Below are 26,467 nucleotides of genomic sequence, written 5' to 3'. Positions count from 1 at the left end.
TGCTGCGACAGGCCCCGGGGTGCGACAGGAACGACCGGTGTCGCAGGAGGATTCGCGTGGTCGATGAGCTCGACGGACGGTACCTGATGAAGATCGCCGAGTGGCCCGGCGTGCGCACAGAATCGCGCACATTCAACCGTGCAAATGTGCTTGCATCCGTAAATGCTTTCGCACAACACGTGACAATGCGTGCGGTTGCGCATTGTTGTTGTTCTGGCTAATGTGTCCGCATCCCGATGGCGTACATGTGACGTTTCCTTCGCAGGCGATGCGTCGCTGCCTGTGTCCACATGTGATCGGGTGCGAGCGTGTACTGCGGGGAGGAATGCGGTAGATATCGGACAAGGGGGAACAAAGATTGGTATTCGATGACAATAAATTCTGCATCGGTGAATATTCGAGGATATCGGGGCCGGGATATCGCGACCGGTGCCGGTAGGCCCGCGCTGTTGTTCAGCGCGGTCACGACCGCCATGCGGATGCGCCCGTACGCGACGGTGTCGAGCATGCACGACAGCCGGACCTTCGGTGACCTGCTCGCCGAGGTGTCCGACAAGGCCGCGCGATTCGATACGGTGTTGCGCCGTCCGCGTGCGAGAGTCCTTGTGGCGCTCGGTAATTCCCCCGGATACATCTCGACGATGCTGTCGCTGCTCGCCCGTGGCGACATCCCCGTCCTGGCCAATCCGGCACTGCCGCTCACCGCGATGCGGGAGCTGATCGAGGAGTGCGGCATCGACGCCGTCGTCGCCTCCGGGCAGGCCGGCGGAATCCGGCTCGACGAACGATCCTGGGCGCAGCGCACCGATTTCGACGGTGACCGCCCGGCCCTGCACCGCGACACCGAACTGTGCCGCGTCGCCTCGGCGCCGTCGCGGCGACTTGTCTGTCTCGAGTACTCCGCGACCGCGGTGCTCAACGCGGCCACCGCGTGGGTGGGCGCGAGCAAACTGCGCGAATCCGATCGGACGCTGTGTTTCGCAGGTCTGTTCGGGCGCTTCGGATTCCACACCGCCACCGTCGCCAATCTCGTCGCCGGCGCCGATCTGGTGCTGCCGGCCGGAACCCACGCGCCGGGCAATATCCATCGCCATCTGGCCGCGGAGTCGCCGACCGTGCTGGTGGCCGAACCGGCCGTCTATCAGGCGATGGTGCAGGGCACCCGGGAGGACCTGTCGGTCGATGTCGCGGCGGCGCTGCGCCGGATCCGGCTGCGGCTGTCCCCGCATTCGGTCGCCTCCTCGGTGGCGGCGCGGGTGCGGGCCGTGTCGGGCCCGATCACCATCTGCTACGGCCTCGACGAAACCGGCCCGGTCGCCTACGGTTTCGACGCCGCCGACGGTGCGTCCGGTGTCCACCTGCTGTCCGGAGTCCGCGTGGAGGACCGCTCCACCGACGGCGAACAGTACGCGCGCGTGCACACCAAATCGCTGGCGACGACCTACCTCAACGACCCGCTCGAATTCGAACGCTCCCTCACCGGCGACGGCAGCTATCTGAGCCGCAGCCTGGCCGGCCTGCCCGCATCGGTCGTCGACGCCGGCTGACCGCGGCCGGGCAGTCCGGTGGCCGCCGCACCTCGGCATCTCATCCGCGGTGGGTGATGCCGCCGTCGCGCAGGCGATACACAGTCGATGCGCCGGCGCTCGACGCCTCGTGAGCGCCGGGCCCGATCGGCCTGTGAGGAGCCACGGTGGCGAATCGACGATCTGAGCGGATGCGTGGTCGTGCCGCCGCGGCATGGCGTTACGTCCGCACGGCGCCGTGGACCTTCTCGTGGTTGGCGCTGCTCCTGGTGACCACGATCGTGCAGCATGCGGTGCCGCTGGACGACCTGAAGATCATTCTGGGCGAGCGCTCGACGAATCTGTCGAATCTGAAGAGCGATCCGCTCCACGTCCTGGTGACGAGCCTGCTGTGGGTCGCCGGCTACTTCTGGCTGCCGTATCTGGTGCTGTACTGCGTATTCCACGCGCCCGCCGAACGGTGGCTGGGCGCCCTGCGCTGGGCGATCGTCGGATTGTCCGCCCACGTGGGCGCCACCTACATCAGCGAGGGGCTGCTGGGCTGGGCGATCCGGCACGGATATGCCGATCCCGCTCTCGTCGACGTGCGCGATATCGGTGTCAGCTACTTTCTCGCCGGCATCATCGGCGTGCTGACCTATCACATCGCATATCCGTGGCGGTGGGTGTATGTCGTGGCGGCCACGGCCTGTTTCGCCGCGCCGCCGCTGATCCACCTGACCTTCACGGGAATCGGCCACTTCTCGGCCTTCCTGATCGGCCTGGCGTGCTACCCGCTCACCCGGACCCGGACCGCGCCGACGTGGAATCCGGCGCGGGCGTGGCGGGACCGCCGCCGTCGCGCGCGCGCAGTCTAGTTCATCGGTGCACACCTGGAAAGCGAAGTGGCGCTGAGTGTTTGCGGCGTGCTAAGAGAGTGGACGTGTTGTGGTCTGCGCGTGTTCATCTCCACCCTCGTGTGTCGGTACCGGTGCCTCTTCGTGGGAACCGGCGTTTCGCGTGGTGACCGGAGGTATCGCGCGCGTCCGGATCGCCGCGCCGCCACGGCCCGCACCGGCGCGTTCGGCGTCGGGTCGGCCGGCGTCGGGCCGGGCCGAGACCGCGTCGAAGAGGACCGCCTACCGCGGTGACCTGGATGGGTTGCGCGGTGTGGCGATCGTGCTGGTGGTGGTGTTCCACATCTGGTTCGGCCGGGTCTCGGGCGGCGTGGACGTCTTCCTGGTGCTCTCGGGATTCTTCTTCACCGGACTGCTGGTGCGCCGCGCGGAGCGGGGAGCCGTCGGTATCGGATTCACACTGCGCCGCACCGGGCGGCGGCTGCTGCCGGCGATGGTCGTCGTCCTGGCCGCCGTCGTGGCCGCGACGATCTCCACGCGGCCTTATACGCAATGGTCGGATCTGGCGGGACAAACCCTGGCGTCGCTGTTCTACTACCAGAACTGGCGACTCGCGACGAGCTGGTCGGACTACCTGGCCGCGGATCCGTCGGTGAGCCCGCTGCAGCATCTGTGGTCGATGGCCGTGCAGGGGCAGTTCTATCTGCTCGCCCTCGTCGTGGTCGCTGCGGTCGCCGCCGTGCTGCACCGCATCGACCGCATCGCACTGTTGCGTCCTGTTCTGGCCGGTCTGATCGCACCGGCGGCCGTCGTGTCGCTGCTGTACGCGGCCCACGGGGCGGCAACGCATCAGGGCTGGAACTACTACGACAGCGGCGCGCGGCTGTGGGAGTTGCTCACGGGGGCGGCGCTGGCGCTGGCCGGACCGGCCCTGCTGCTACCGCGGATGCTGCGGGCGGTGACCGCGCTCGCCGGTCTGGCGGGCGTGCTGTTGTGCGGCTGGCTGATCGTCGACGGCGCCAACCGCTATCCCGGCCCCGCCGCGCTGGTGCCGGTGCTCGCCGCGGTGGCGGTGATCGTCTCCGGAAACAACGTCGCCGCGGCGGATATGCCGTGGCCCAATCGGATTCTCTCCTCGCGGCCGGCGCAGTGGCTCGGGGAGATCGCCTATCCGCTCTATCTGTGGCACTGGCCGATTCTCATCTTCTACCTCGCCGAATCGGGTCGCCCGCACGCCGGGCTGCGCGACGGCGCGCTGGTGGTCGCGGCGTCGCTGCTGCTGGCGTGGGCGACGCACCTGCTCGTCGAACAGCCGTTGCGCCTGGGGGCGCGCAGTGCGCTTCTGAGTTCGTCGGCCCTGTACCGGCGCGGCGCGGGCGCGCTGGTGTGCGCGGTGGCCGTTACCGTGGTCGCGGCCACGAGCGCATGGCAGTTCGGTGTGGTGCGCATGCATCCGGCGCAACCGACGCGGCCGCTGGATCGGGTGCTGTATCCGGGTGCGGAGGCGCTGGCGGCGGGGGCGCCGACACCGCAGGCGCCGATGCGGCCCACGGTCTTGCAGGCTCCCGGCGAACTACCGCCGCCGACGCTCGACGGCTGTATCGCCGACTGGGACACCCGCGCGGTGGTCACCTGCACCTACGGCGATGCGAGCGCCACCCGCACCCTGGCGGTAGTGGGCAGTTCCCATGCCGAACACTGGGTTCCCGCGCTCCAGGAACTCGCCGCACAGCATTCCTTCCGCATCCAGGTGTATCTGAAGATGGGCTGCCCGCTCACCCTGGCCGACGACGCCACCTACAAGGGGGAACCGATTCCCGAGTGCCGGGACTGGTCGCGCGCGGTCCTGGACCGCCTGGCCGTCGACCGTCCGGACTGGGTGTTCACCACCGGCAGCCGGCCCCGCACCGGAACCGGCGACGAGACACCGCCCGAATACGTGGACGTGTGGTCGGGTCTGGCCGAACGCGGGCTCGACACCGTCACCATCCGCGACTCACCGTGGTTGCGCCACAACGAGATCCGTTACGCGGCGGCCGACTGCCTGGCCGGCGGCGGCGACCCGGTCAGCTGCGGTATGCGCCGCAGCGATGCGCTCGATCCGGTCGATCCGCAGCTCGAACCGGCCTCGCGCTACCCGAACATCTTCCCGATCGACCTGAGCGATGCGTTCTGCGATGCGTCGATGTGCCCGGTGGTCGCCGGCAACATCCTGATCTACCACGACGAACACCATCTCACCTCGAGCTATTCGCGCTCGCTGTCCGGGGCTCTCGGCCGGGAGTTGGGACCACTGCTGCACTGGTGGTAGTGCCGCGCGTCACGTGGGGCGACACCGCGGCTCGATAGCCAGTACCGTATTCCACGAGTGGCTCGAGCAGGAGGTGCCCGCACGTGGTGGGCGTTGAACAGGGTGGGGCGCGCCGGTGGGTGATGGCCGGGGTACTCGCGGTCGTCGTCGCGGCGATCGGCTTCGGTCCCGTGGAACCGGCGGCGCCGGATGGGCATGCCGGTCCGGCGGTGCCGGGCCTGAGCATCCAACCGGCCGAAGCCGGTGTGCCGATTCGGATCGCGTACGGCCGTGAAGCCGATACCTTCGGTGACCTCTATCTGCCCGCCGGTAAGCCGCTGTCCGGATCGTCCGGCCGGTGTCCGGTGGTGGTGCTGATTCACGGCGGCGGCTGGGCGCAGTACCGCGATCTGACCCAGTTCTCCGCGCAGGCCCGGCAGCTCGCCGAATCCGGTGTGGCGGTGTGGAATGTCGAGTATCGGCGGGTCAACGGCGCCGGCGGCTGGCCGGTGACGCTGACCGATGTCGACGACGCCGTCGCAGCCCTGGGCACGGTCGTCCAGCAGCGCGCCGGGGGCCGGCTCGATCTGGACAATGTCCATCTCGCCGGCCATTCGGCGGGCGGACAGCTGGCGGCGTGGGCCGCGGGCCGCCGGACCGATGGCGAGGCCGCATCGCGCGGGTTGCGCATCCGCAGTGTGACGCTGATGGCCGCGGTACTGGATCTGGACTACGCGGTGGCGCACGGCAACGACGGATTCGTGCGCAAACTGCTGGGCGGTCTGCCCGACGAGGTACCCGACCGCTACCGATACGCCTCACCGATCGTCAATCTTCCCCGGGGCGTGCACGTCACGGCTGTGCACGGCGACGCGGACCGGGTGGTGTCGGTCGAACAGAGCCGCCGCTACGCCGAGGCCGCCCGCCGCGCCGGCGACCCCACCGACCTGCACATCCTGCCCGGTGTCGGGCATGCCGAATTCACCGATCCGGGCTCCGCGGCATGGTCGGTGGCGCGGGTGGCGATTCTCGCCAGCGTCGCGGAATCGGCGTAGCCGGGCACCGTCCCTGCCGCGCCCGGCCGCGACCGATAGTGTGGATTCGTGACGATGGCGGACAGACAGTACGGCGGCCGTGCGGTGACCGAACGCCGGGCCGAACGCCGTCAGCGTTTCATCGTCGCGGCGACGAAGGTGTTCGCCGACCGCGGCTACGCGAACTGCTCGCTGGCCGATGTGTGCGCCGCGGCCGGACTGTCGAAGCGGCAGTTCTACGAAGAGTTCCAGACCCGCGAGGATGTGCTGATCGCCGCCTACGACCGGGTCCAGGACGAGGCCGCCGCGGCGGTCGTGCGGACTCTGGGCACGCTTTCGCCGGCCGATCCGGCGCAGGCGATGGCGGTGGTGCTGTCGGCCTACCTCGACTCGATCACCTCCGATCCGTACCGGGCCAAGCTGGCGTTCATCGAGGTGGTCGGCGCGAGCGACCGGATGGAGCAGCATCGCCGTGAACGCCGGCACGGCTGGGTCACCCTGCTGGAGATGGTGGTAGTGCCGATCGCGGGCCAAGGCGCGCGTCTGCGCGGCAGCGCCGCACTCTCGGCGAGTGTGTTGATCGGCGCGGTCAACGGTCTGGCCCACGAATGGTTGCTGATGCAGCCTCGTCCCGACGTGAGTGAGCTGACCGATCTCCTCATCCCCGTCGCGCTGTCGTTGATCGAGACCTGATCCGGCCGGTCAACGACCGACTTCGCTCGGTGCGCCGCACGAGCAGGCCCAGGCGCGGACAGGATATGCCAACTTCTTCGTGCGCGACCCCTGGTTCACCGTCGGTGCGCACGTGATCGAGGGTTCGCTGCAGTTCCCGCACCGTCGCCTCGAGGTCCTGACCAGCCGGCCGGTGCTGTGCGAGCGGGTGCTGGAGTCCGCGGCGGCCTACGTCTCGATCCCGATCCCCGAGGTGGCGCCGGCCGGTCAGGCCGGTCCGGGCCCGTACCTCGAGGGTGGTGACGTGGTGGTCCTGGGCCGTACCGTCCTCGTCGGCGTATCGGGTATGGCCACCGATGCCGCAGGGATTCGCTGGCTGGCGAAATACCTTGCGCCGCATGGTTTCACGGTAGTGCCGGTGCGCCTGCCGCCGCACGTGCTGCATCTGGACTGCGCGCTGGGGCCGGTCCGCGAGGGCCTGCTCGTCGCCTGCCCGGACCGGCTCCCGGACGGACTACCCGAACCGCTGCGGGGCTGGGAGTGTGTCGAGGTCGACGAGGACGAGGCGGCGCAGATGGCGACCAACGGCCTGCCCATCGACGCAGACACCTACGTCACCGATCCGGCGTTCGAGCGGGTCGGCGTGCAACTCGAACAGCGCGGCCTCACGGTGGAATATCTGGATTTCGGTGTCTCACGCTTGTTCGGCGGTGCCTTCCGGTGCAGTACTCAGCCACTGTCGCGCATCGACTGATCGGCGCCTATCGCGCCGGATCTAGCGAGTCCAGTTCGGCGCGCAGCTGGTCGACCTCGGCCGCGACCTCGTCGCGAAGTTCTTCGCGCTCGGCCAGGCTCAGTCGCAGACTCTCGATCGTCTCGTTCATCGCCGCGAGTCGCCGGTCCGCACCCTCGAGATGCCATTCCAGCACCGAACGCCGGTCGACGTCGGTGCTGGCGGAACCCACCCATTCGACCAGATAGTCCAGCCACTGTGGTTGTTTCGGCATCGGCTCGTCGTCGTCCCAGCCGCGGCGCAGTGCGGGTTTGGGGGAGAGCACGCGCTCACTGTCGCCACCGTCCGGGGTGGGGGCGTGCAGCTGGATCAGGCTCAGCTTGCCCGCGCTGGTCACCACGGCGGTCACCCGATATCGCCCGGCCAGATGCATTCTGAGTTCGGCGGTGCCGCGGCCGTCGGCGTCCATCGCGCCCAGCCACGGGCCGTGCGCCGCGCTGAGAATCGATTCGAGGATGCCGAGCTGGCCGACGCCGCGTCGCAGGCGGGTCGCTCGCTTGCGCAGCTCCTCGGTCGTGGCGGTCATCTGATCCCAGTGCATACCCACGAACATAGTGGTCCCGCCGCGCCGGTTCCCCACCTCCGGTGAAGTGGGGAACCGTCCCGATCACTGCGCGGGCGTCGCGGCCTGCGCACTTCCGCTCGACAGCGCCTTCACCAGATCGGTGATGCCGGACGCGGAGCCGGTGCCCGTGGGGTCCGGCTCGCCCGGTGCCACCACCGGTGTCGCGGAGACGGCGTCGTCCGCCGCCGCGATGCCCGCACCGCCGCACAGCGCGGCCGCCGTGGCGGCACCGATCAGGGTCAGAGTTCCGAGTTTCTTCATTCGGATGAAGTCCTATTCCGTGGATGTCGTTGTGAATGCGGCTGCCGCATCGTCCAATTCACTACATCCGGACGAATCGGACCAGCCCCGAGTATCCGGGGCAGCAGTGGCGGGGGCGGCCGCCGTCGGTGCGCCGCAGGCTCCGGCCGATGCTCGGGTGCTCAGCGGCCGGTGCCGTGCAATGCCGTGGCGGTGCGGGAATTCGGCGTCGACGCCGGATCCGGATAGGTGCCGAGCAGCCGGTCGGCGGTACCGGAGCTGGTGACGGTGAACCAGTAGTGCTCGTTCTTGAAGTGATGCAGCCGGTGGTTGCGCCGGACCGCGGTGTAGAGGCGGGTGCGCGGCTGATAGTCGGTGTGGATCAGATAGTGGGTCCACTCGTAGGCCAGACCCAGCACGCCGACCACGGTCAGGAAGGTCGCTCCCAGTCCGATACGCGGAAACGCCAGCACCGCAACGAGAACGAGAGCCGGGAAGAGCCAGAGGAAGGTCTGCCACGGGATGAAGATCAGGTCCACCCGGCGCGGATCGGCATGGTGTTCGCGATGTTTACGCGCGAGCAGTGAATCGAGGGTGAGCCGGCCGATCCGGCGGGGACGCCAATGCAGGATGCACACGTGGATCATCCACTCCGTCACCGGGAAGAACGCGAGCATCACCCCGGCGACCAGGGCGTCGGTGAGCTGCCAGTCGCCCACCGCGATCCGGGCGGCGAGCGCGCCCGCCAGCAGCGTGGTGATGATCCACGGCGAGGGGCGGCGCACGAAGACGCCGAAGGCGTCGGGCAGCGTCGTGGTCCGGCGGTGGGAGCGGGCCTCAGCGGTCATCGTCCGCACCTTCCATTGTGCGTATCACGGTGTCGAATTGTGTTGCGGCGACGCGCAACAGCGTGTCCGCGGCGGTGCGGGCGGCGGCGGGGTCGCCGCCGGCGACGGCCGCGGTGAGCCGGCGGTAGTGGTCGATGCCGCCGACCTCGGCGGCCATCACACCGGCCAGCGCGACGATCGCGGGCTCGTAGACCTCACGCAGCGTGTTGAACAGCAGCCGGAACACGATCGATCCGGTGCCGTCGACGATGTGGTCCCAGAATTTCAGCGCCTCGAGTTGCTGTGCGACCGGATCCTGCTGTGCGGCAAGCGATTCCAGGCAGTCGCCGAGTTCGGCGTGCAGTTGCGCGCCGCCGTGCTCGGCGGCCAGGGCGGCGACCTCCCGGCCCAGGACCAGCCGCGCCTGCAGGATGCTCGCGACCACGGTGTGGTCGAACTCGCCGTTGCGCACGATGAGCCGGGGTAGCAGATCCAAACCGGCCGCACGACGGAAGTCGCGCACCGTGGTCGCCCCGCCCTGGCGCACGTCGATGAGCCCGGTGTGCGCCAGCTTGCGCAGTGCCTCGCGCACGGTCGGCCGCGACACTCCGAGTGCCTCGGCGAGCTGCCGTTCGGCCGGAAGCGTGGCGCCCGCCGGAAGTTCTCCGTCGAGGACCTCGGTCACGAGCTGGTCGAATACCGCGTCGGGGACCGTCTGCCGGTCTATCCGCTGAAAGGCCATGATCGGAACGGTAATCCGGCTGTGGTCAGAGGTCAAGTGGTCAGACCAGTTTCGTCGGTTTGTTTCCGGGGGATCCCCGCCTTCCGGCTACGATCGAGCTGTTCCGTCAGGTGCAGTGCTCCCGAGTTTCGCCCGGTGGCGGCTGTCGGGCCGGACCGGCTTTCGTGCGCCGCCCAGTCGATCGAGGAGGATGTCCGTGACCACCGATGAATCCGTGACCGAGAAGTCCGCGTCCGAGAAGTCCGTACCCGCCGGGCAGCCGGAGACCGCGAAGGGGCCGATCGTCGTCGCCGTGGACGGCTCGCCGACCTCGCTGCAGGCGGTGGCGTGGGCGGCCCGCGATGCGGCACTGAGCGGAGCACCGCTGCAGATCGTGCATTCGATCGCGATTCCGGCGAGTTTCGGTCCCGGCCTGGCCGCCGGTACGGCACAGCCGGATTGGTTGCGCACCGACGGTGAGCAGATCCTCACGCGCGCGACGGAGGTGGCTCGCGACATCGGCGGGCCGGATATCGATATCGACGCCGAACTGGGACTGGAACTGATCATCGGCGACATGCTGGTGCGGTCGGAGACCGCCGGCGCACTGGTCGCGGGCAGTCGCGGGCGGGGTGCGTTGCAGCGCGGGCTGCTGGGGTCGGTCAGCTCGGCGCTGGTCCATCATGCGAAATGTCCGGTGGTGATCGTCAAATCCCATTCGGCCACCGACCCGGTCGCGGCGCGGCGTCCGGTGCTGGTGGGCGTCGACGGCACCGAGAACAGCGATCCCGCCGTCGACGCGGCCTTCGCCGAGGCGCACCGGCGTGGTGTGGAACTGGTGGCGCTGCATTCGTGGAGCGACACCACGGGTCTCGACATCTCGATGTTCGGCTGGGATACGATCGTCCGCGCCGAACACGCCATGCTCGCCGAGCGGCTCGCGCCGTGGCGCGAACGGTATCCCGAGCTGCCGGTCACTCTGCAGGTGGTGCGCGACAATCCCGCGAAATCGCTACTGGAGCAATCGGATTCGGCGCAACTGGTGGTCGTGGGCAGCCGCGGCCGCGGCGGATTCGCCGGAATGCTGCTCGGCTCGACCAGTGTGGCGCTGATCGGTTCGGTCGAATGTCCCATCATGGTGGTGCGCCGCTGACGGCGCACCACGACGCCCCGACCACGAGGAGATGTCATGTGCGTCCCGACCACCTGTACGACCTGCGGCAAGATCACCTGGTCCGGCTGCGGTGCCCACATCGACGAGGTGCGCGCGACGGTTCCGGCCGACCGGTGGTGTGGCGGGCACACCGACCCGGCGCCGGCGAAGCGCTGGTGGCAGCGCGGCTGACTCAGTCCTCGGCGACGATCACGTGGACGTCGATGTTGCCACGCGTCGCATTCGAGTACGGGCACACCTGGTGCGCCTTGTCGGCCAGCGCCTGAGCCTCGTCGCGAGACAGGTGCGGCAGCGACACCTCCAGGGTCACCTCGAGACCGAAGCCGCCCGCGTCGTTCGGGCCGATGCCGACCTTCGCGCCGACCGCGGAATCGCTGACGTCGACCTTCTCCTGCTTGCCTACCAGACGCAGCGCGGAGTGGAAGCATGCGGCATACCCGGCGGCGAACAGTTGCTCCGGGTTGGTACCCGCCCCGCTGCCGCCCATTTCCGGCGGCGTCGCGAGGTCGACGTCGATCTTGCCGTCGGTGGTGCGGGCGTGGCCGTTGCGGCCGTCTCCGGTGGCCAGGGCCTCGGCGGTGTAGAGGATTGCCATATCGGTCATCGCTTTCTCTCGGTGGATGCGCCTTCGGCATCCGGTTCGGTATTCAGCGCGGCAGTCAGCCGGGCCAGTGTTTCGCGCAAGGTCACCAGCTCGTCCAGGGACAGTCCGCCGCCGAATGCGGTGGCCATGCGCGCCGGAATGTCGCAGGCGCGTTCTCGCAGTGCGTCCCCGCGTTCGGTGAGCCGGATCTCGACCCGCCGTTCGTCGTCCGCGGCACGCCGGCGTTCGACGAACCCGGCGGCCTCCAGGCGTTTCAACAGCGGTGAGAGCGTGCCGGAATCGAGGGCGAGGGCGGAGCAGAGATCGCCGACGCCGCGCCCGTCGCGCTCCCACAGCGCCAGCATGACCAGATACTGCGGATAGGTCAGCCCCAGTGCGTCCAGTTGCGGCCGATAGCGGGCCGTTACCGCGCGGGAGGCGGCGTACAGCTGGAAGCACAGCTGCTGGTCCAGTGCCAGCGGATCGGTCATGTGGGTAAATATATGACGCAATAAAGTTGTGCACAACCTAAATGTGCTGTGCGCTGGATCACCTTTGATTGCCGCCTTGGTCGGCCGATGAGCGGGCGGAACCGGCTCGGGCGAGATGTCGCCGCGGTCGGCGCCGTGGGAAGTTTCGGCGGCGCACTGATCGAGAGTGCGGCGGTGATACTCGGTACGGAGTCCGTCTCAGTCCGAGCGTGTTCTCAGGCCGACGTCGCCCGCACGACCATCTCCGCGATCTCGTCGTCGCTCAGGGTGCTGCGTTCGACGAGTATGTGCGACAACACGGTCCGCACGATGATCTCGGCGGCTTGTTCCGGTGTCACGGTCAAATCGCCGGCGCGTTGCAGGGACAGCAGTGGGGTCAGCATCGCGGCCACGGTTTCGACGAGATTGCGCTCGGACTCCATATGGGTGACCGCCGCGTTCAACAGCCACTGCGGTTCGTGACCGCGGATGTACCGGAACGCCTCGTGGGCCCGCAGGTAGCGCAGTGCGAAAAGTGTTGCCGTGCGGGCCAACTCCGGTGTCGGCGCCGTCATGTCGACCACCTGGTACGCGGCGGCGATCATGGTGCCGATCTCGCGCCGGACGAGGGCGGCCACCAGTCCGTCCTTGTCGCCGAACTCCCGGTAGGTGGTCGCGCGCGATACGCCCGCGCGCCGCGCCACGTCGGTCAGTGTCAGGTCGGTCAGGCCGGATTCCGCCACGAGTTGCAGCGCGGCATCCATCAGTTCGGTCGCGGACCTGGTCACCGCCTCATTCTGCCTGCTCTGCCGGTGAAGGCGGGAATGGCGGTTGTTTCCTCGCCCTGCTGAGACTAATTTGTATTACAGTCTCAGTAACGCGATGAAGGTGGCTCGATGGCGAGAATCGGCGAACATGCGGTGGTCGTGGGGGCCGGAATGGGCGGTCTGCTCGCGGCCCGCGTGCTCAGCGACCACTACGACCGCGTGACCGTGATCGAGCGCGATGCTCTGCCCGACGGCTCGCAGGCGCGCCGGGGCGTCCCGCAGGGCCGGCATGTGCACGGGCTGCTGCCGCGCGGAAAGGACCTGCTCGAGGAGTTCTTTCCGGGATTCGAGGCGCAACTGCTCGCCGCCGGGGCGATCGACTGTGATGTGCTGAGGGAGGTCACCTTTCAGATGGCCGGGCGCACCCTCGCGCAGGTCTCCACCGGCTATCGCGGTCTGCAGGCCAGCCGTCCGCACGTGGAACACCATGTGCGGCAACGTATCCTGTCGATTCCGAATGTGACGCTGCGTGATCGGTCCCAGGTCTCCGGTGTCATCACGAATCCGTCCGCGACGCGCGTCACCGGCGTCACCGTGCACGATGCGGGCGGTGGGGAAGACCTGACCGCCGACCTCGTGGTCGCCGCCACCGGGCGCGGCGGGGTCGTCCCGGCCTGGCTGGACGCCCTCGGCTATCCGCGACCACCGGAAGAGGGCACCACCATCGATATCGTCTACCGCAGCGCGTTCGTCGAACTCGAGCCGGGTGCGCTGGGGACCGACAAATCGCTGACCATCGGTGTGCGGGAACTCCCGCCGCGGGCCCTGGCGCTGTTCGCGGTGGAGGGGCGCAATCGCTACGTGCTCACCCTGATCGGGCACGCCGGCGAACAACCACCCGCGGATCCGGCCGGCTTCCTGGACTTCGCGGCGGCCCTCGTTCCGCCGGACGTGCGCGCGGCGTTACGGCGCGGCGAACTGCTCACCGATATCGCCACCTTCCGCTACAAGGCCAACCTGCGCCGACGGTACGAACGTCTCGACCGGTTCCCGTCCGGCCTCCTCGCGGTCGGTGACGGTCTGTGCAGTTTCAGTCCCGTCTACGGCCAGGGCATGACGATTGCGGCGATCCAGATGCGGGTGCTGCAACGCTGTCTCGCCGCGGGCGGCGAACGCGACCTGGCCCGCCGCTTCTACACCGCCGTCACACCGGAGATCGATATCGCCTGGCAGCTCACCGTGATCGCCGACAGCGCGATGCCGCACGTCGGCCCGCACCCGGATCCGGCGATCCGCGTCGCGGTCGCGGCCCTCGACCCGGTGCTGGCCGCGGCCGAGCGTGATCCGGTCGTCGCCGCCGCCCTCTATCGCGTGATGGGGCTGACCCAGCGGCCGGTCGCCCTGTTGCGTCCCGACCTGGTCGCCCGCATCGGGCTCGGCGCGGCGCGCGCGGCCGGCGAGGCGGCGCTGGCGGAGGCCGAACGCCGGGCCGGTCGAATCGGTGGGCTCGTCGCGGCGCTCGGCCCGGCACGGTGCCTCGCCGCCGTGAAACGCCGGTGACGTGAGCCTCAGGTGAGAGCGAAACCGCCGGCCGGGGCGGTCCAGCGGGTGGCGTCGACCGTGGTGAGCAGGTCGGCCATGGCGCGCACGGCCGCGCGCATGGCGTCGACCGCGGCGGTTTCCTCGGGGTCGGTGGTCCAGGTCATGATCGGCTCCTGACGATTCAGCGGAGGGCAGTGGGGATCTCGGTGTGATGGGTGGTGCGGCGTTGGTAGGCGTCCCCGGCGCGCAGGACGGTGGCTTCATCGAAATGGCTGCCGGATACCGACATCGAGAGGGGCAGACCGTCGGCGGTGGGGCCGATCGGCAGCGCGAGGGTGGGGTTGCCCAGTGGGTTCCAGTACGGGGTGTGCAGACTCGACAACACCCCCATCGGTTGCAGTTGATCCAGATCGGCGATCGCGGGGGCGCCGAGGTGTCCGGTCGGCGTCACCACCAGGTCGACCTTCGTCAGCAGTTCGGCCATCCGCTGCCTGCCGATGCGGCGAACCCGTTGAGCCTGAACATAATCCGGTCCGCTGACCGCATCCCCGCCGGCGAGGATGATGCGGGTGGCCTGTCCGTAGTCCGCCCAGCGTTCGCGCAGCGCGGGCCGGTGGTAGGCGTGCGCCTCCGCCAGCATCACCACGACATCGACCGCGGTCAGTTCCCGGTACATCGGCACCTCCACCGGTACGATCCGGGCGCCGGCCGCGGCGAGCACGGCCACGGCGTCGGAAAACCGTTGTGGCTGAGCCGGATCGATCCCACCGTCGGCGAACCGATCCAGATCGTCCACGCCGATGGTCAGTCCGCTCAGATCTCCGGTGAGCGCGCCCGGATAGTCGTCGACCGGTGTGTGCGCACTGTAGGGATCGGCCGGGTCGTATCCCGCCAGCACCGACAGCAGCAGGGCGCAGTCGGCGGCCGAACGGGCCATCGGACCCGGATGGTCGAGGGTGTACCCCAGCGGAACCACGCCGGACTTCGGCACGCGGCCGAAGGTCGGCTTCAATCCGGTGATCCCGTTGAAGGCGGCCGGAATGCGGATACTGCCCGCCGTGTCGGTCCCGACGGCGCCCAGGAACATCCGGGCGGCCACGCCGCTGCCCGATCCCGAACTCGATCCGCCGGCCCAGCGGGACGGATCCCACGGATTACGCGGTACCGGAAAGGGTTTGGCCGGATCCGGGAGACCGATGGCGAATTCCATCGTGGTCGCCTTGCCGGTGACGACGGCGCCGGCCTCCTCGAGCCGGCGGACCACCGTGCAATCGCCGTGGGCGGCGCCCCACGCGGGATCGAGAACCAGGCTCTGCGCGGTGGTGGGCGCGGCGGAATGGGCGAGAATGTCCTTGATTCCCACCGGGATTCCGGCCAGCGGGCCGAGCGGAACGCCGGCGGCCAATTTCTCGTCGATGCGCGCGGCCTGTGCGACCGCGCGCTCGTCGAATCGCGACAGGTAGACACCGAGCGTCGCGTCGTGTGCGTCGGCCGCGGCGAGGGCCTGTTCGACCAGCCGGGTGGCGGTGGTCTCGCCGGAGCGTAGCGCGGCGGCGGCCTCGGTCAGTCCGGAGAGTATGGGTGGGTCGGCTAGTGTCATGGTCGTCCTTACCTCGGCGGGCGGTGGGGTCAGCGGGACAGGGTGGCGGTCATGTCGAGCCGGGGGATGGCGCCGAGTTCGAGCTGGATCTCGGCGCGGCAGGAACCCAGCGCGTAATCGACGGCGATACCGTCGCGGGTGCGGATGGTCTGTTCCACCAGCAGCACCGGCTCACCGGGCAGGATGTGCAGCAGTGCGGCGGTGCACTCGTCGGCGCGTGCGGCCTGGACGCCGACGTCGCTGCCGCCGACATCCACCCGGCCGCCGCGCAACAGGCTGTAGAAGTCGTCGCCGAACGCGGCCTGGTCGATCCGCGTCGCCTCCGGTGCGCGCAAATAGTTGGTGAATACCGCGAGCGGGCGATCGTCGAGCAGCAGGACGTATTCGACGCACAGGCAATCGTCTCCGGGCCCGACATCGGCCAGATGGGCGGCGATCACCGGCGGTGCCGGGATCCAGGCCCAGTACAGCAGGCGTGGCGAGATCCGGCCGAGGGCCAGATGTTGCTCGAGCGTCCGCCCCTCCGGCGGCAGCGCGCCGGATACGACGTAGTGCTCGCCGACCGCGACCGTGCCCACTCCGCGGCGCCGCTCGATCAAACCGTCGGCACGCAGCATGCCGAGCGCGGCGCGCACCACGTCGCGCGGGAGATGATGGCGCGCCATCAATTCCGGCTCGCCGGGCAGCCGTCCGGTGCCGAACGTGCCCGCCCGCAGGTCCGCCCGCAGCAGATCCCGCAGGCGCCGGGCGGGCAGTTGCGCTGCGGCCGGCAGGATTTCGCGCATCTGATCACCGAACACCCGGCGGTCGTGAGCGGTTCGATCGGAGTGGAGCTGTTCGGAGCGGGGGTGCATGCCGGTAGCGTGCAGAGAATCCGCGTTACGCGACAAGGACTTCCGGTAAAGACCTGGTTACGCGGTCGCATGGGTCGGTGCACAGCGGCGTTACCAGCGGTTTCCGTTACCGCCGGACGGTATTTCGCGGTCGCGCGGCACGATGCGGTCCCCTCTGCAACCCCGGTGTCGGAAGTTACGCGGGCGAACGGTGGGAGCGACGCCGGTGGGGTGGTGGGAGAGGTGCAGGGTGAGCGGCGGGAGTGACACTGCCCGGGCGGTCTGTCCGATCCGTTCAAGACGTGCACGGCGCCGGCGAGGTTGACTGCGTGCGGAGAACGACGAGAACGGAGGTATCGGGGTGCGAGCACAGATCCATGCGATCACGCTGGGCGTGCGCGATCTGGAGGTGTCGTTGCGGTTCTATCGGGCGCTCGGATTGGAGTCGCCGGGAATCATCGGAACCGAATTCCGGCCGGATGCGGAGAATCCCGGTGGGGCGGTGGTCATGTTCGCGCTCGGCAACGGGGTGACGCTGGCGCTGTACGGGCGCGACGACCTGGCCAAGGATGCGGGTATCCCACCGGAACGTATGCGCGGTTCCGCGATGAGTCTGGGCTGGTTCGTCGACAGTGACGCTGAGGCGCAACGAGTTCTGGAGCTCGCCGGCGCGGCAGGGGGCACCGTGGTCCAGCCCGCGCGCACGCGGCCGTGGGGGATCTACGCCGGCTACTTCGCCGACCCCGACGGGCATCTGTGGGAAGTCGTGCACTTCGCTCGATCCGAAGCCCAGCCGGGAGCTGGCTAGCCCCCGGTCGTCAAACCTGCGCCGAGTCGCCGCCGTCCCGGTACAGCGCGGCGATGGCGGCGATATCGGCGCCGGGATTCGTTCGTGCCGCATCCTCGTAACGCGTGCGGACGATTTCCGCCAACGGCAGGTGGGCACCCGCCTCCGCGGCGATGTCGACGGCGAGTCCCGCGTCCTTGGCGCCCAGGACGGTGGTCCACCATCCGTCCGGGGACGCGGTGAGCACGGCGTCGAAGCGGTTCGCCACCGCCGGGGCGACGACAGGCGCGTCGGCGAGCAGTTCGCGCAACTGGTCGTCGCCGAGTCCGCCGGAACGCCCCACGGTGAACGCTTCCGCCAGCGCCGCGACCCCGGAGATCAACAGGAAGTTCGTCGTCACCTTGGCGGTCAGCGCGTGTGCCGCCGAATCGTAGTGGCGCACCCGCTCGGAGAGCGTGCCGAGCAGCGGTGCGAGCCGTTCCCGCAGCTGTGCGGGCCCGCCGGCCAGCAGCGTTGCCTTCCCGGCGGTGACCGTACCGGGCCCGCCCACGATCGGGAGCGCCAGAAACCGGTCACCGAAGCCGTCGGCGAGGGCGGCGCCCAATGCCGGGGAGACGGTCGAACAGTCGATGTACGGGGTCCCGGAATCGAGAGATGTCTGCAACTCGCCGAAGGCCACCGAGGTCACCGCCGCGTCGTCGGCGAGCGCGGTGAGGGCCGCGTCGACTCCCGAGACGGCCGCCGCGACAGTTCCCGCCTCCGTCGCACCGGCCGAAATCAATTCTGCCGCTTTACCTTCGGTGCGGTTCCATACCGTCACCCGGTGCCCGCCGTCGAGCAGGCGCCCGGCCACGGCGCGGCCCATCCGTCCCATTCCCAGTACCGCGATATGCACTGTTGCCTCCTCGTCCGGGTCGCGGTCGGCACATGGCACCGACCCTGTCCTTCCCACTGTCCCGCAGTTGTGCCGCGCCGGTCGCGTTCGGTATCGGTGATAGGCGAATCGTACAAGTGACCAGGAACGCCGCTGCGGTAGTATCGCCGGTGGGTGCGGCGAAGCGATTCTGCGCCATCATTTTTCGTTGCATTGCTGCGTTCGGGGGTGGTCCCGGGCAACTCCGGACCTCGAGCCTGGTTGTGATATAGATCACAATTGAGTACCGGCGCCGACTTTTGTGCTGAAAACCCTTTCCAACTGCTTTGCGTTGTCTTTACTATTAGGCGCGTTGGGCCGCTGCCGGGCATCCATGCCCGGATGCGTCGCAGGCGCAACACATCTCGCGTCACCCGCTTCGCCCGCCCGCTCTCGATGCCAGTACATGTTCCACCGATGGACCGAACCGACACCGGTTCGGCGAAGGAGAAATATGTCCACCGACACCGACTCGGTCCGACGGACGTCACCTCGGGGCCTTTCGGTCGTTCTACGCCACGATCTACCCGCCTCCGTGGTGGTTTTCCTCGTCGCGCTACCCCTGTCCATCGGTGTGGCCGTCGCCATGGGCGCACCGGTCGCGGCCGGTTTGATCGCCGCTGTGGTCGGCGGTCTGGTCGCCGGGCTGTGTGGCGGTTCGGTACTGCAGGTCAGCGGCCCCACCGCCAGCCTCACCGTCGTGGTGGCCGAATCCATCCACCAGTTCGGCTGGGCGACAACCTGTTTCATCACCGTCTGCGCCGGTGCGCTGCAGGTGGTGTTCGGCCTGAGCCGGATCGCGCGCGGCGCACTGGCCATCGCGCCCGTGGTGGTGCACGCCATGCTCGCCGGTATCGGCGTGGTGATCGCACTGCAGCAACTGCACGTCCTGCTGGGCGGGCAGACGTTGAGTTCGTCGTGGGCGAGCATCGTGCAGCTGCCGCATCAGCTGACGGTGATGCATGCCGGCGACGCGCTGGTCGGCGGCATGGTAATCGCGATCATGCTGGGCTGGCGCTATCTACCGGGCCGGATTCGTGCGGTCCCGGCGCCGCTGGCCGCCGTGGTCGCGGCGACGGCGCTCGCGATGGTAGTGCCCACCAGCGTGGAACGCATCACGCTGCACGGGTCGTTGTTCGACGCGATGTCGTTACCGCAACTTCCGCACGGCAACTGGAGTGCGGTCGTGCTGACCGCGTTCACGATCGCGCTGATCGCCAGCGTGGAGACGCTGCTGTCCGCGGTGGCCGTCGACCGATTGCGGCCGGAGTATCGCACCGACCTCGACCGCGAACTGCTCGGCCAGGGCGTCGCGAACATGACCTCCGGCATGCTCGGCGGCCTCCCCATCGCCGCGGTCATCGTCCGCAGTATCACCAACGCCAAGGCCGGCGCGCGGACCAAGGCCTCCACCATGCTCAGTGGCGTGTGGGTGCTGGTGTTCTCCGTCGCGCTGGTCGAGGTGGTGCGCCAGATCCCGAAGGCCGCGCTGGCCGGACTGTTGATCGTCATCGGTATCGGATTGGTGAAACTCGCGCATATCCGCCTCGCGCGCCGCGCCGGTGATCTGATCGTCTATGCCGCAACGGTTCTCGTGGTGATCTTCGGCAATCTGCTGCTGGGTATGCTGATCGGGCTGGTGCTGTCGTTCGCGCTGCTCATGTGGCGGGTGGTGCGGGTGGTGATCGTGGCCGCGCCGGTCGGCGACACCGGGCGCTGGCTCGTGACCGTGGACGGTTCGGCCACCTTCCTGGCCCTGCCGCGGCTCACCGCTGCGCTGGCGCAGATTCCCGCAGGCGTTCCGGTCACCGTGGAGATGACCGTCGACTTCATCGACCACGCCGCCTCCGACACCCTGCACGAATGGGCGCAGCGACACGAAAGCCTCGGCGGCACGGTGCAATTCGTCGAACTCGGCGCTGTACGGATTGCCGACCTCACCGCGGGACCGCCCGCGCGCGGCCACGCCCGGCGCATGCTCGACGACGTCCTCGCGCCCTGGCGTCCCACCACCCGCACCGATCGGATCGCCGCCGGGATCGCGGCCTATCACCGCGGGCACGCCCACATGATGCGGCCGCATCTGGACGAACTGCGGCACGCCCAGGATCCGGAATCGCTGTTCGTCACCTGCGCCGATTCCCGCATCGTGCCCAACGTGATCACCAACAGCGGCCCGGGTGATCTGTTCACCGTGCGCAATATCGGCAATCTGATCCCCGCCGACGGCCGCGACACCTCGGTCGAGGCCGCGCTGGTCTACGCACTGAACAAACTCGACGTGCGCTCGATCGTCGTCTGCGGGCATTCCGGCTGCGGCGCCATGGACGCACTGCACCACGGTCTGCACACCGGCTCGGGTCTCGACGACTGGCTCGCCCACGGCCGCCCCGCGCTCGAGCGCTTCCGGGCCGGGCATCCGGTGGCGGCGGCGGCCGCGGCCGCCGGGTATGGCGAGGTCGACCAGCTGGGCATGGTGAACGTCGCCGTGCAGATCGAGACGCTGGCCGCCCATCCCGTCGTGCGGCGCGGGATCGAGGCGCGCGGTGTGGTGCTGTCGGGACTGTTCTTCGATATCGCCACCGCCCGCGTCCTCGCGATCACGCCCGACGGTATCGCCGATATCGACGACCTCCGCCACCCCGTGCCGGTCCCGGTTTCCTGAAAGGAGCATTCCCAGTTCTGGCAATTTCGCCGGATGGAAAACGCGCCCTGAGCGGGCGCACAGTGGTGCCGGTGCAGGTCGGAGCTCCAGGCGGGTGAGGGCCGTCACATCGAATCCGGAACGTGTCCGAGGCTAAAGATCCTTTTCTAAGCCTTTGCTTAGTCTTTACTATTAGGGTTGCCCTCGCTTCCGGCTCACTGCTGGACAACGAAGTCTCGCAGCTGAATTCGATGCCTGGAGAACATGTTCGACCGACCGGACCGCCGCGGCGGCTCCGGTGAAGGAGCAATATGTCCACCGACACCGTCGCTACGCCCAGACCCTCGGCCCCGCCGGGCCCCAGCTGGTCGGACCGGATGAACTCCGTCCTACGACACGATCTGCCCGCTTCCGTCGTCGTCTTTCTCGTCGCTCTGCCGCTCTCGATCGGCATCGCGGTCGCCACCGGCGCCCCGGTCGCGGCCGGACTCATCGCCGCCGCCGTGGGCGGCATCGTGGTGGGAACCCTGGGGGGCTCCGTCCTGCAGGTCAGCGGCCCGGCCGCCGGCCTGACCGTGGTCATGGCCGAAACCATCAATCAATTCGGCTGGAAGACAACCTGTTTCATCACCGTCTGCGCGGGCGTGCTGCAGATCGTGTTCGGCCTGAGCCGGATCGCGCGCGCCGCGCTCGCCATCGCGCCGGTCGTCGTGCACGCCATGCTCGCCGGCATCGGTATCACCATCGCCTTGCAGCAGGTCCATGTCCTGCTCGGCGGATCGTCGCAGAGCTCGGCGTGGGAGAACGTCGCCGAGTTGCCGAATCAGCTGCTGCACCTCAGCGGTATCGACGTCGTGATCGGCGGGCTGGTCATCGCGATCATGCTCGGCTGGCGCTGGGTGCCGGCCAAGATCCGCGTGGTTCCCGGACCGCTGGTGGCGATCGTGGTCGCCACCGCGCTGTCGCTGGTGCTGCCCGGAAACCCCGCCCGCATCACGATGAGCGGGTCGCTGTTCGACGCCGTCGGCCTGCCGGACATGCCCAGCGGAGACTGGAGCGGTGTCGCGCTGGCGGTGCTGACTGTGGCCCTGATCGCCAGCGTGGAAAGCCTGCTGTCGGCGGTCGCCGTCGACAAGATGCACAACGGACCCCGCACCAACTTCGACCGTGAGCTCATGGCACAGGGTGCGGCCAACGTGACCTCGGGCATGATCGGTGGCCTGCCGGTCACCGGCGTCATCGTGCGCAGTGCGACCAATGTGACCGCCGGTGCGCGCAGCCGGGCCTCGGCGCTGCTGCACGGCGTCTGGGTGCTGCTGTTCTCGATCGCCCTGGTGGGCGTGGTCGAGCAGATCCCGAAATCGGCGCTGGCGGGTCTGCTGGTGATGATCGGCATCCAGCTCGTGAAGCTGGCTCACATCAAGATCGCGCACCGCACCGGCGAACTGGTGATCTACGCGGTGACCATCGCCGCGGTGGTGTTCTTGAACCTGCTCGAAGGTGTGCTGATCGGTCTGGTCGTCGCCTTCGCGCTGCTGCTGTGGCGCGTGGTGCGCGTCTCGGTCGAGGCCGCTCCGGTCGAGGGAACCGACCGGTGGCTGGTGAGCGTGGACGGCACCTGCACCTTCCTCGCCCTGCCGAAGCTCACCGGGCAGCTGGCGAAGGTGCCCGCCGGCGCCGGCGTCCTGGTGGAGCTGACGGTCGACTTCCTCGACCACGCCGCCTACGACGCCATCCACTCCTGGGCGAAGCAGCACGAAAGTACCGGCGGCACCGTCGAATTCGTCGAGATCGGGACCGCGCGCATGGCCGATGCGGCCGAGCGTCCGCCGCGGCGCGCCCGGGCCCGCGGGCTGCTCGACGATGTGCTGGGGCCGTGGCGTTCCGAGGGTGGCAATCCCGTCGCCGCCGGTGTCGCCGCCTACCACCGCAGCCACGCCCATGTGATGCGGCCGCACCTGGACGAATTGCGCGACGGTCAGGACCCGGACTCCTTCTTCCTGACCTGCTCCGACTCGCGGATCGTGCCGAATGTGATCACCAACAGCGGTCCGGGTGACCTGTTCACCGTCCGCAACATCGGCAATCTGATCCCGGCGCGCGGCACCGATGTGTCGGTGGACGCGGCGCTGAGTTTCGCGCTGCACAATCTGTCGGTGCGCAACGTCGTGGTGTGCGGACATTCGGGCTGCGGTGCGATGAACGCCCTGCTGTCCGACCGGTCCGCCGGCCCCGATATCGACGACTGGCTGGCCCACGGCGCCGAGGCCCTGCAGCGCTACCGCGGCGGCCATCCGGTGGCGGCGGCCGCGGCGGCCGCCGGGTACGGCCCGGCCGACCAGCTGAGCATGGTCAACGTCGCGGTCCAGCTGGAGACGCTGCGGGAGCATCCGGTCGTCGGACGGGCCGTCGACGAGCGCGGTGTTGCGCTTTCGGGCCTGTTCTTCGATATCGGAACCGCACGGGTCCTCGAGGTCACCACGACCGGCATCGCCGAGATCACCGATGCCGAGCGACCCGGAATACCCGCCCGGAATCCGACCCACGCCTGATCCGGGCGGAGGGTGCGCGAGTTCGTCGGCCCGACAGCCGAACTCGCGCACCCGTCCCCCTTCGCCGCGGCAGCCGTCCCGCCACGACCCGGGGACGGCTGCCGCGGCGCGCCTGAACGTCGGCGTCGCCCGCGCCGATACGCTGAGCGGCGCACCCCGAAACCCTGCCGCCGCCTCGATCCGAGCGCGTCGGGCATGCCATGGTGGACGTGGTGCATTCGCTGGATCGATGTGGATCGGAGTCGGATGGAAATGGTGGCGCAGTCGGCGGCGTCCGGGATGCCCGCCCAGGTGGCCGGCATCAAACTCACCGAGACCGCGTGGCTGTCGGAACGGATCGCCGATATGGGAATCTCCTGGGGCACAGGCGATTCCCGTGTGTCGGGCACGCTGTGGTGGTGTATGGCCGCCTCGGCGCTGGTGGATCCGATCACCGAGGCCTACGCGACCGGCGCACCGGCACCCGACCCCACGCTGGAACGGCTGCGCTGCGAGGTCCGGCCCGACGGCGGCATCGAGCGGATCGTGCCCGAATCCGCGGGCGAGTCCGAGGCGGTCGGCGCCGCGCTGGGCGACACCCTGCGGCGCGTCATCCCGGTCGTGGCCCGGGTGACCGGCGCCGGTCCGGCAGCACTGTGGGCGATCGTCGCCGACGCGATCGGCAACCGGGCCATCGACGCGGGCGACCCCGAGGCGGGTGCCCGGCTGGCCGCCCAGGTCGGGGAGCGGCTGCCCGCGCCGCGATTCACCGACATCGCCGCACGCACGTTCGTGCGGCGCATCTCCTGCTGCCTGGTCTATGAGGTGCCCGGTTGCGATATGTGCACCAGCTGCCCCAAAAGGCCCGCCGCCGAGCGCGAGCGGCTGCTCACCGAGCTGGCCCGGCGCGGGTGAGCGGGCCGCGTCCGCTTCGCGGCCGGTCCATCGGCGCACGACCGGTACTGTCCCGATAGCATTGGTCGCGCCGGTGAGATTTCTGTTCGTCGACCGGCCCGGAACAAGAATGCCGACATGTCTAAGGAGAGCGCAGCCGTGACCACCTCAGCCCGCATAACCCCCGCCGCCCTCGTCCGGGTGCCGGCCGGGACGACGGCGGGCGCCGCGGTGCGCGAAGCGGGCCTGGCCACCAAGGGCCCCGACACCGTCGTCGTCGTCCGCGACGACGAGGGCAACCTGAGAGACCTGTCCTGGGCGCCCGAGACCGACGTCGAGGTCGAGGCCGTCACCGCCGGCTCCGAGGACGGCCGCAGCGTCATCCGCCATTCGGCCGCCCACGTGCTGGCCCAGGCGGTGCAGCAGGAGTTCCCCGAGGCCAAACTCGGCATCGGCCCGCCGATCAAGGACGGCTTCTACTACGACTTCCAGGTCGAGCGGCCCTTCACCCCCGAGGATCTGGCCAAGCTCGAATCCCGGATGAAGAAGATCATCAAAGGCGCGCAACGGTTTTCGCGCCGGGTGGTCGAGGTCGACGAGGCCCGGGTGGAATTGGCGAAGGAGCCGTTCAAACTCGAACTGATCTCCGATAAATCGGGTATCGACGATCCGGAGGTCATGGAGGTCGGCGGTAAAGAGCTGACCATCTACGACAATCTCGATCCGCGCTCCGGCGAGAAGGTGTGGGGCGATCTGTGCCGCGGCCCGCACATCCCGACCACGAAATTCATTCCCGCGTTCAAGCTGACCCGCTCCTCGGCGGCCTACTGGCGCGGTGATCAGAACCGCGAGGATCTGCAGCGCATCTACGGCACCGCCTGGGAATCGCCGGAGGCGCTGGAGAACCACCTGCACGTCCTGGAAGAGGCCGAGAAGCGCGATCACCGCAAACTCGGCCTGGAACTGGATCTGTTCTCGTTCCCGGACGAGCTGGGTTCGGGCCTGCCGGTGTTCCACCCCAAGGGCGGCATCATTCGCAAGGAGCTCGAGGACTATTCCCGCCGCCGCCACATCGCGGCCGGCTACGAATTCGTCAACACCCCGCACATCACCAAGGGGCATCTGTTCGAGGTCTCCGGACACCTCGACTGGTACCGCGAGGGCATGTTCCCGGCCATGCATCTCGACGCCGAATACAACGACGACGGCACCGTGCGCAAACCCGGCCAGGACTATTACGTCAAGCCGATGAACTGCCCGATGCACAACCTGATCTTCCGCTCGCGCGGCCGGTCGTATCGGGAGCTGCCGCTGCGGCTGTTCGAATTCGGGTCGGTGTATCGATACGAGAAGTCCGGTGTCGTCCACGGGCTGACCCGGGTGCGCGGCATGACCCAGGACGACGCGCACATCTACTGCACCAAAGAGCAGATGCACGCCGAACTGACCTCGACGCTGCAATTCGTGCTGAGCCTGCTGCGCGATTACGGTCTCGACGATTTCTACCTGGAATTGTCGACCAAGGATCCGCAGAAATTCGTGGGCTCCGACGAATTGTGGGAGGAGGCCACCGAGACGCTGCGCAAGGTGGCCACCGATTCGGGCCTGGATCTGGTCCCGGATCCGGGCGGCGCCGCGTTCTACGGTCCGAAGATCTCCGTGCAGGCCAAGGACGCGCTGGGCCGCACCTGGCAGATGTCGACCATTCAGCTCGACTTCAACCTGCCCGAGCGCTTCGGCCTGGAATACACCGCCTCCGACGGCACCAAGCAGCGCCCGGTGATGATCCACCGCGCCCTGTTCGGATCCATCGAACGATTCTTCGGCGTGCTCACCGAGCATTACGCGGGCGCGTTCCCGGCCTGGCTGGCGCCGGTGCAGGTGGTCGGCATCCCGGTCGCCGACGCGTTCGCCGACCATCTGGACACGGTGGTGGAGGAACTGCGTGCCCACGGTGTGCGAGCCGAGGTCGACCGCAGTGACGACCGGATGCAGAAGAAGATCTTCAACCACACCGCGCAGAAGGTGCCGTTCATGCTGCTGGCCGGCGAGCGTGATGTGAACGCCGGTGCGGTGAGCTTCCGATTCCGCGACGGCACCCAGGTCAACACCGTGCCGGTGGCCGATGCGGTGGCGACCGTCGTCGACTGGATCTCGCGGCGCGACAACGCCTCGCCGAGCGCGGAAGGATTCGAGGTCCGGACCGGTGGGGCGTGAGTGAGGGC

The 26,467-nt window shown here is 68.8% G+C and carries 25 protein-coding genes; 14 read left to right on the top strand and 11 right to left on the bottom strand.

Features of this window, described 5'->3' with window-relative positions; translation table 11 throughout:
* The first annotated feature begins 389 nt into the window (after positions 1-389).
* From C8258_RS02455 to C8258_RS02430, 6 genes are all read left to right on the top strand, one after another.
* Positions 390-1,547, top strand: coding sequence for a class I adenylate-forming enzyme family protein (locus tag C8258_RS02455; RefSeq protein WP_158271197.1), 1,158 nt, complete (start codon positions 390-392; stop codon positions 1,545-1,547).
* A gap of 170 nt (positions 1,548-1,717) precedes the next feature.
* Positions 1,718-2,383 (top strand): rhomboid-like protein, encoded by a 666-nt coding sequence (locus tag C8258_RS02450; protein WP_106953647.1) that lies wholly within the window; start codon positions 1,718-1,720, stop codon positions 2,381-2,383.
* 145 nt (positions 2,384-2,528) lie between these two features.
* A complete protein-coding gene (locus C8258_RS02445; protein ID WP_233224827.1) occupies positions 2,529-4,673 on the top strand; it encodes an acyltransferase family protein in 2,145 nt (714 codons plus the stop codon).
* An 83-nt stretch (positions 4,674-4,756) separates the two neighbouring features.
* Positions 4,757-5,707, top strand: a complete 951-nt coding sequence (locus C8258_RS02440) for a S9 family peptidase (RefSeq protein ID WP_233224826.1) — start codon at positions 4,757-4,759, stop codon at positions 5,705-5,707.
* Between the two features lie 54 nt (positions 5,708-5,761).
* Entirely contained in the window at positions 5,762-6,379 is a 618-nt protein-coding gene (locus C8258_RS02435) for a TetR/AcrR family transcriptional regulator (RefSeq protein WP_106953645.1), read from the top strand.
* A 79-nt stretch (positions 6,380-6,458) separates the two neighbouring features.
* On the top strand, positions 6,459-7,112 hold the full coding sequence (locus tag C8258_RS02430) for a dimethylarginine dimethylaminohydrolase family protein (protein WP_106953644.1): 654 nt from the start codon (positions 6,459-6,461) through the stop codon (positions 7,110-7,112).
* A gap of 7 nt (positions 7,113-7,119) precedes the next feature.
* On the opposite strand, the gene C8258_RS02425 is transcribed toward C8258_RS02430, so the two are convergent.
* The 4 genes from C8258_RS02425 to C8258_RS02410 all read right to left on the bottom strand — a co-directional run bounded on the left by C8258_RS02425 (position 7,120) and on the right by C8258_RS02410 (position 9,525).
* Positions 7,120-7,692 (bottom strand): hypothetical protein, encoded by a 573-nt coding sequence (locus C8258_RS02425; RefSeq protein ID WP_146161136.1) that lies wholly within the window; start codon positions 7,690-7,692, stop codon positions 7,120-7,122.
* 66 nt (positions 7,693-7,758) lie between these two features.
* Entirely contained in the window at positions 7,759-7,977 is a 219-nt protein-coding gene (locus C8258_RS02420) for a hypothetical protein (protein WP_106953643.1), read from the bottom strand.
* A gap of 161 nt (positions 7,978-8,138) precedes the next feature.
* Positions 8,139-8,804, bottom strand: coding sequence for a sterol desaturase family protein (locus tag C8258_RS02415; RefSeq protein WP_106953642.1), 666 nt, complete (start codon positions 8,802-8,804; stop codon positions 8,139-8,141).
* On the bottom strand, positions 8,794-9,525 hold the full coding sequence (locus tag C8258_RS02410) for a FadR/GntR family transcriptional regulator (RefSeq protein WP_106953641.1): 732 nt from the start codon (positions 9,523-9,525) through the stop codon (positions 8,794-8,796). Before C8258_RS02410 ends, C8258_RS02415 begins: the two co-directional genes overlap by 11 nt.
* A gap of 196 nt (positions 9,526-9,721) precedes the next feature.
* On the opposite strand from C8258_RS02410, the gene C8258_RS02405 reads away from it, so the two are divergent.
* Positions 9,722-10,657 carry a universal stress protein gene (locus C8258_RS02405; protein ID WP_233224825.1) on the top strand — a complete coding sequence of 312 codons (936 nt, stop codon included), beginning with the start codon at positions 9,722-9,724 and terminating at the stop codon, positions 10,655-10,657.
* 36 nt (positions 10,658-10,693) lie between these two features.
* Complete coding sequence (locus C8258_RS32785; RefSeq protein ID WP_199195545.1) at positions 10,694-10,849, top strand: hypothetical protein; 156 nt, start codon at positions 10,694-10,696, stop codon at positions 10,847-10,849.
* Position 10,850: 1 nt separating this feature from the next.
* Here C8258_RS32785 and C8258_RS02400 read toward each other — a convergent pair whose 3' ends face one another.
* The 3 genes from C8258_RS02400 to C8258_RS02390 form a co-directional block, all read right to left on the bottom strand.
* Positions 10,851-11,273 (bottom strand): organic hydroperoxide resistance protein, encoded by a 423-nt coding sequence (locus C8258_RS02400; protein WP_036504197.1) that lies wholly within the window; start codon positions 11,271-11,273, stop codon positions 10,851-10,853.
* A gap of 5 nt (positions 11,274-11,278) precedes the next feature.
* Entirely contained in the window at positions 11,279-11,752 is a 474-nt protein-coding gene (locus C8258_RS02395) for a MarR family winged helix-turn-helix transcriptional regulator (protein WP_106953639.1), read from the bottom strand.
* 215 nt (positions 11,753-11,967) lie between these two features.
* Positions 11,968-12,519: a TetR/AcrR family transcriptional regulator gene (locus C8258_RS02390; RefSeq protein ID WP_233224824.1), complete on the bottom strand. Its 552-nt coding sequence runs from the start codon at positions 12,517-12,519 to the stop codon at positions 11,968-11,970.
* 108 nt (positions 12,520-12,627) lie between these two features.
* Here C8258_RS02390 and C8258_RS02385 point away from each other — a divergent pair, with 108 nt between their 5' ends.
* Positions 12,628-14,058, top strand: coding sequence for an NAD(P)/FAD-dependent oxidoreductase (locus tag C8258_RS02385; protein ID WP_106953638.1), 1,431 nt, complete (start codon positions 12,628-12,630; stop codon positions 14,056-14,058).
* Positions 14,059-14,066: 8 nt separating this feature from the next.
* Here the strand turns inward: C8258_RS02385 and C8258_RS32460 are convergent, their stop codons facing one another.
* The 3 genes from C8258_RS32460 to C8258_RS02375 are packed head-to-tail and all read right to left on the bottom strand — an operon-like array spanning position 14,067 to position 16,494.
* Positions 14,067-14,204 (bottom strand): hypothetical protein, encoded by a 138-nt coding sequence (locus tag C8258_RS32460; RefSeq protein ID WP_158271196.1) that lies wholly within the window; start codon positions 14,202-14,204, stop codon positions 14,067-14,069.
* A gap of 17 nt (positions 14,205-14,221) precedes the next feature.
* Positions 14,222-15,640, bottom strand: a complete 1,419-nt coding sequence (locus C8258_RS02380; RefSeq protein WP_199195544.1) for an amidase — start codon at positions 15,638-15,640, stop codon at positions 14,222-14,224.
* Between the two features lie 29 nt (positions 15,641-15,669).
* On the bottom strand, positions 15,670-16,494 hold the full coding sequence (locus C8258_RS02375; protein WP_106953637.1) for a GntR family transcriptional regulator: 825 nt from the start codon (positions 16,492-16,494) through the stop codon (positions 15,670-15,672).
* Positions 16,495-16,834: 340 nt separating this feature from the next.
* On the opposite strand from C8258_RS02375, the gene C8258_RS02370 reads away from it, so the two are divergent.
* A complete protein-coding gene (locus C8258_RS02370) occupies positions 16,835-17,281 on the top strand; it encodes a VOC family protein (protein WP_106953636.1) in 447 nt (148 codons plus the stop codon).
* 10 nt (positions 17,282-17,291) lie between these two features.
* On the opposite strand, the gene C8258_RS02365 is transcribed toward C8258_RS02370, so the two are convergent.
* Positions 17,292-18,194: an NAD(P)-dependent oxidoreductase gene (locus tag C8258_RS02365; RefSeq protein WP_146161135.1), complete on the bottom strand. Its 903-nt coding sequence runs from the start codon at positions 18,192-18,194 to the stop codon at positions 17,292-17,294.
* Between the two features lie 433 nt (positions 18,195-18,627).
* Here C8258_RS02365 and C8258_RS02360 point away from each other — a divergent pair, with 433 nt between their 5' ends.
* From C8258_RS02360 to thrS, 4 genes are all read left to right on the top strand, one after another.
* Positions 18,628-20,838, top strand: a complete 2,211-nt coding sequence (locus C8258_RS02360; protein ID WP_106953634.1) for a bifunctional SulP family inorganic anion transporter/carbonic anhydrase — start codon at positions 18,628-18,630, stop codon at positions 20,836-20,838.
* 290 nt (positions 20,839-21,128) lie between these two features.
* Positions 21,129-23,369: a bifunctional SulP family inorganic anion transporter/carbonic anhydrase gene (locus C8258_RS02355; RefSeq protein WP_106953633.1), complete on the top strand. Its 2,241-nt coding sequence runs from the start codon at positions 21,129-21,131 to the stop codon at positions 23,367-23,369.
* Positions 23,370-23,615: 246 nt separating this feature from the next.
* Positions 23,616-24,263, top strand: a complete 648-nt coding sequence (locus C8258_RS02350) for a (2Fe-2S)-binding protein (protein ID WP_233224823.1) — start codon at positions 23,616-23,618, stop codon at positions 24,261-24,263.
* A gap of 117 nt (positions 24,264-24,380) precedes the next feature.
* Complete coding sequence (gene thrS / locus C8258_RS02345) at positions 24,381-26,459, top strand: threonine--tRNA ligase (RefSeq protein WP_210743177.1); 2,079 nt, start codon at positions 24,381-24,383, stop codon at positions 26,457-26,459.
* Positions 26,460-26,467: the final 8 nt, after the last annotated feature.

This window comes from Nocardia sp. MDA0666 (assembly GCF_003023875.1).
GTDB classification, from domain to species: Bacteria; Actinomycetota; Actinomycetes; order Mycobacteriales; family Mycobacteriaceae; genus Nocardia; species Nocardia aobensis.
Note: the sequence above shows the minus strand (reverse complement) of the source record. Positions and strands in the feature narration are given on the sequence as shown.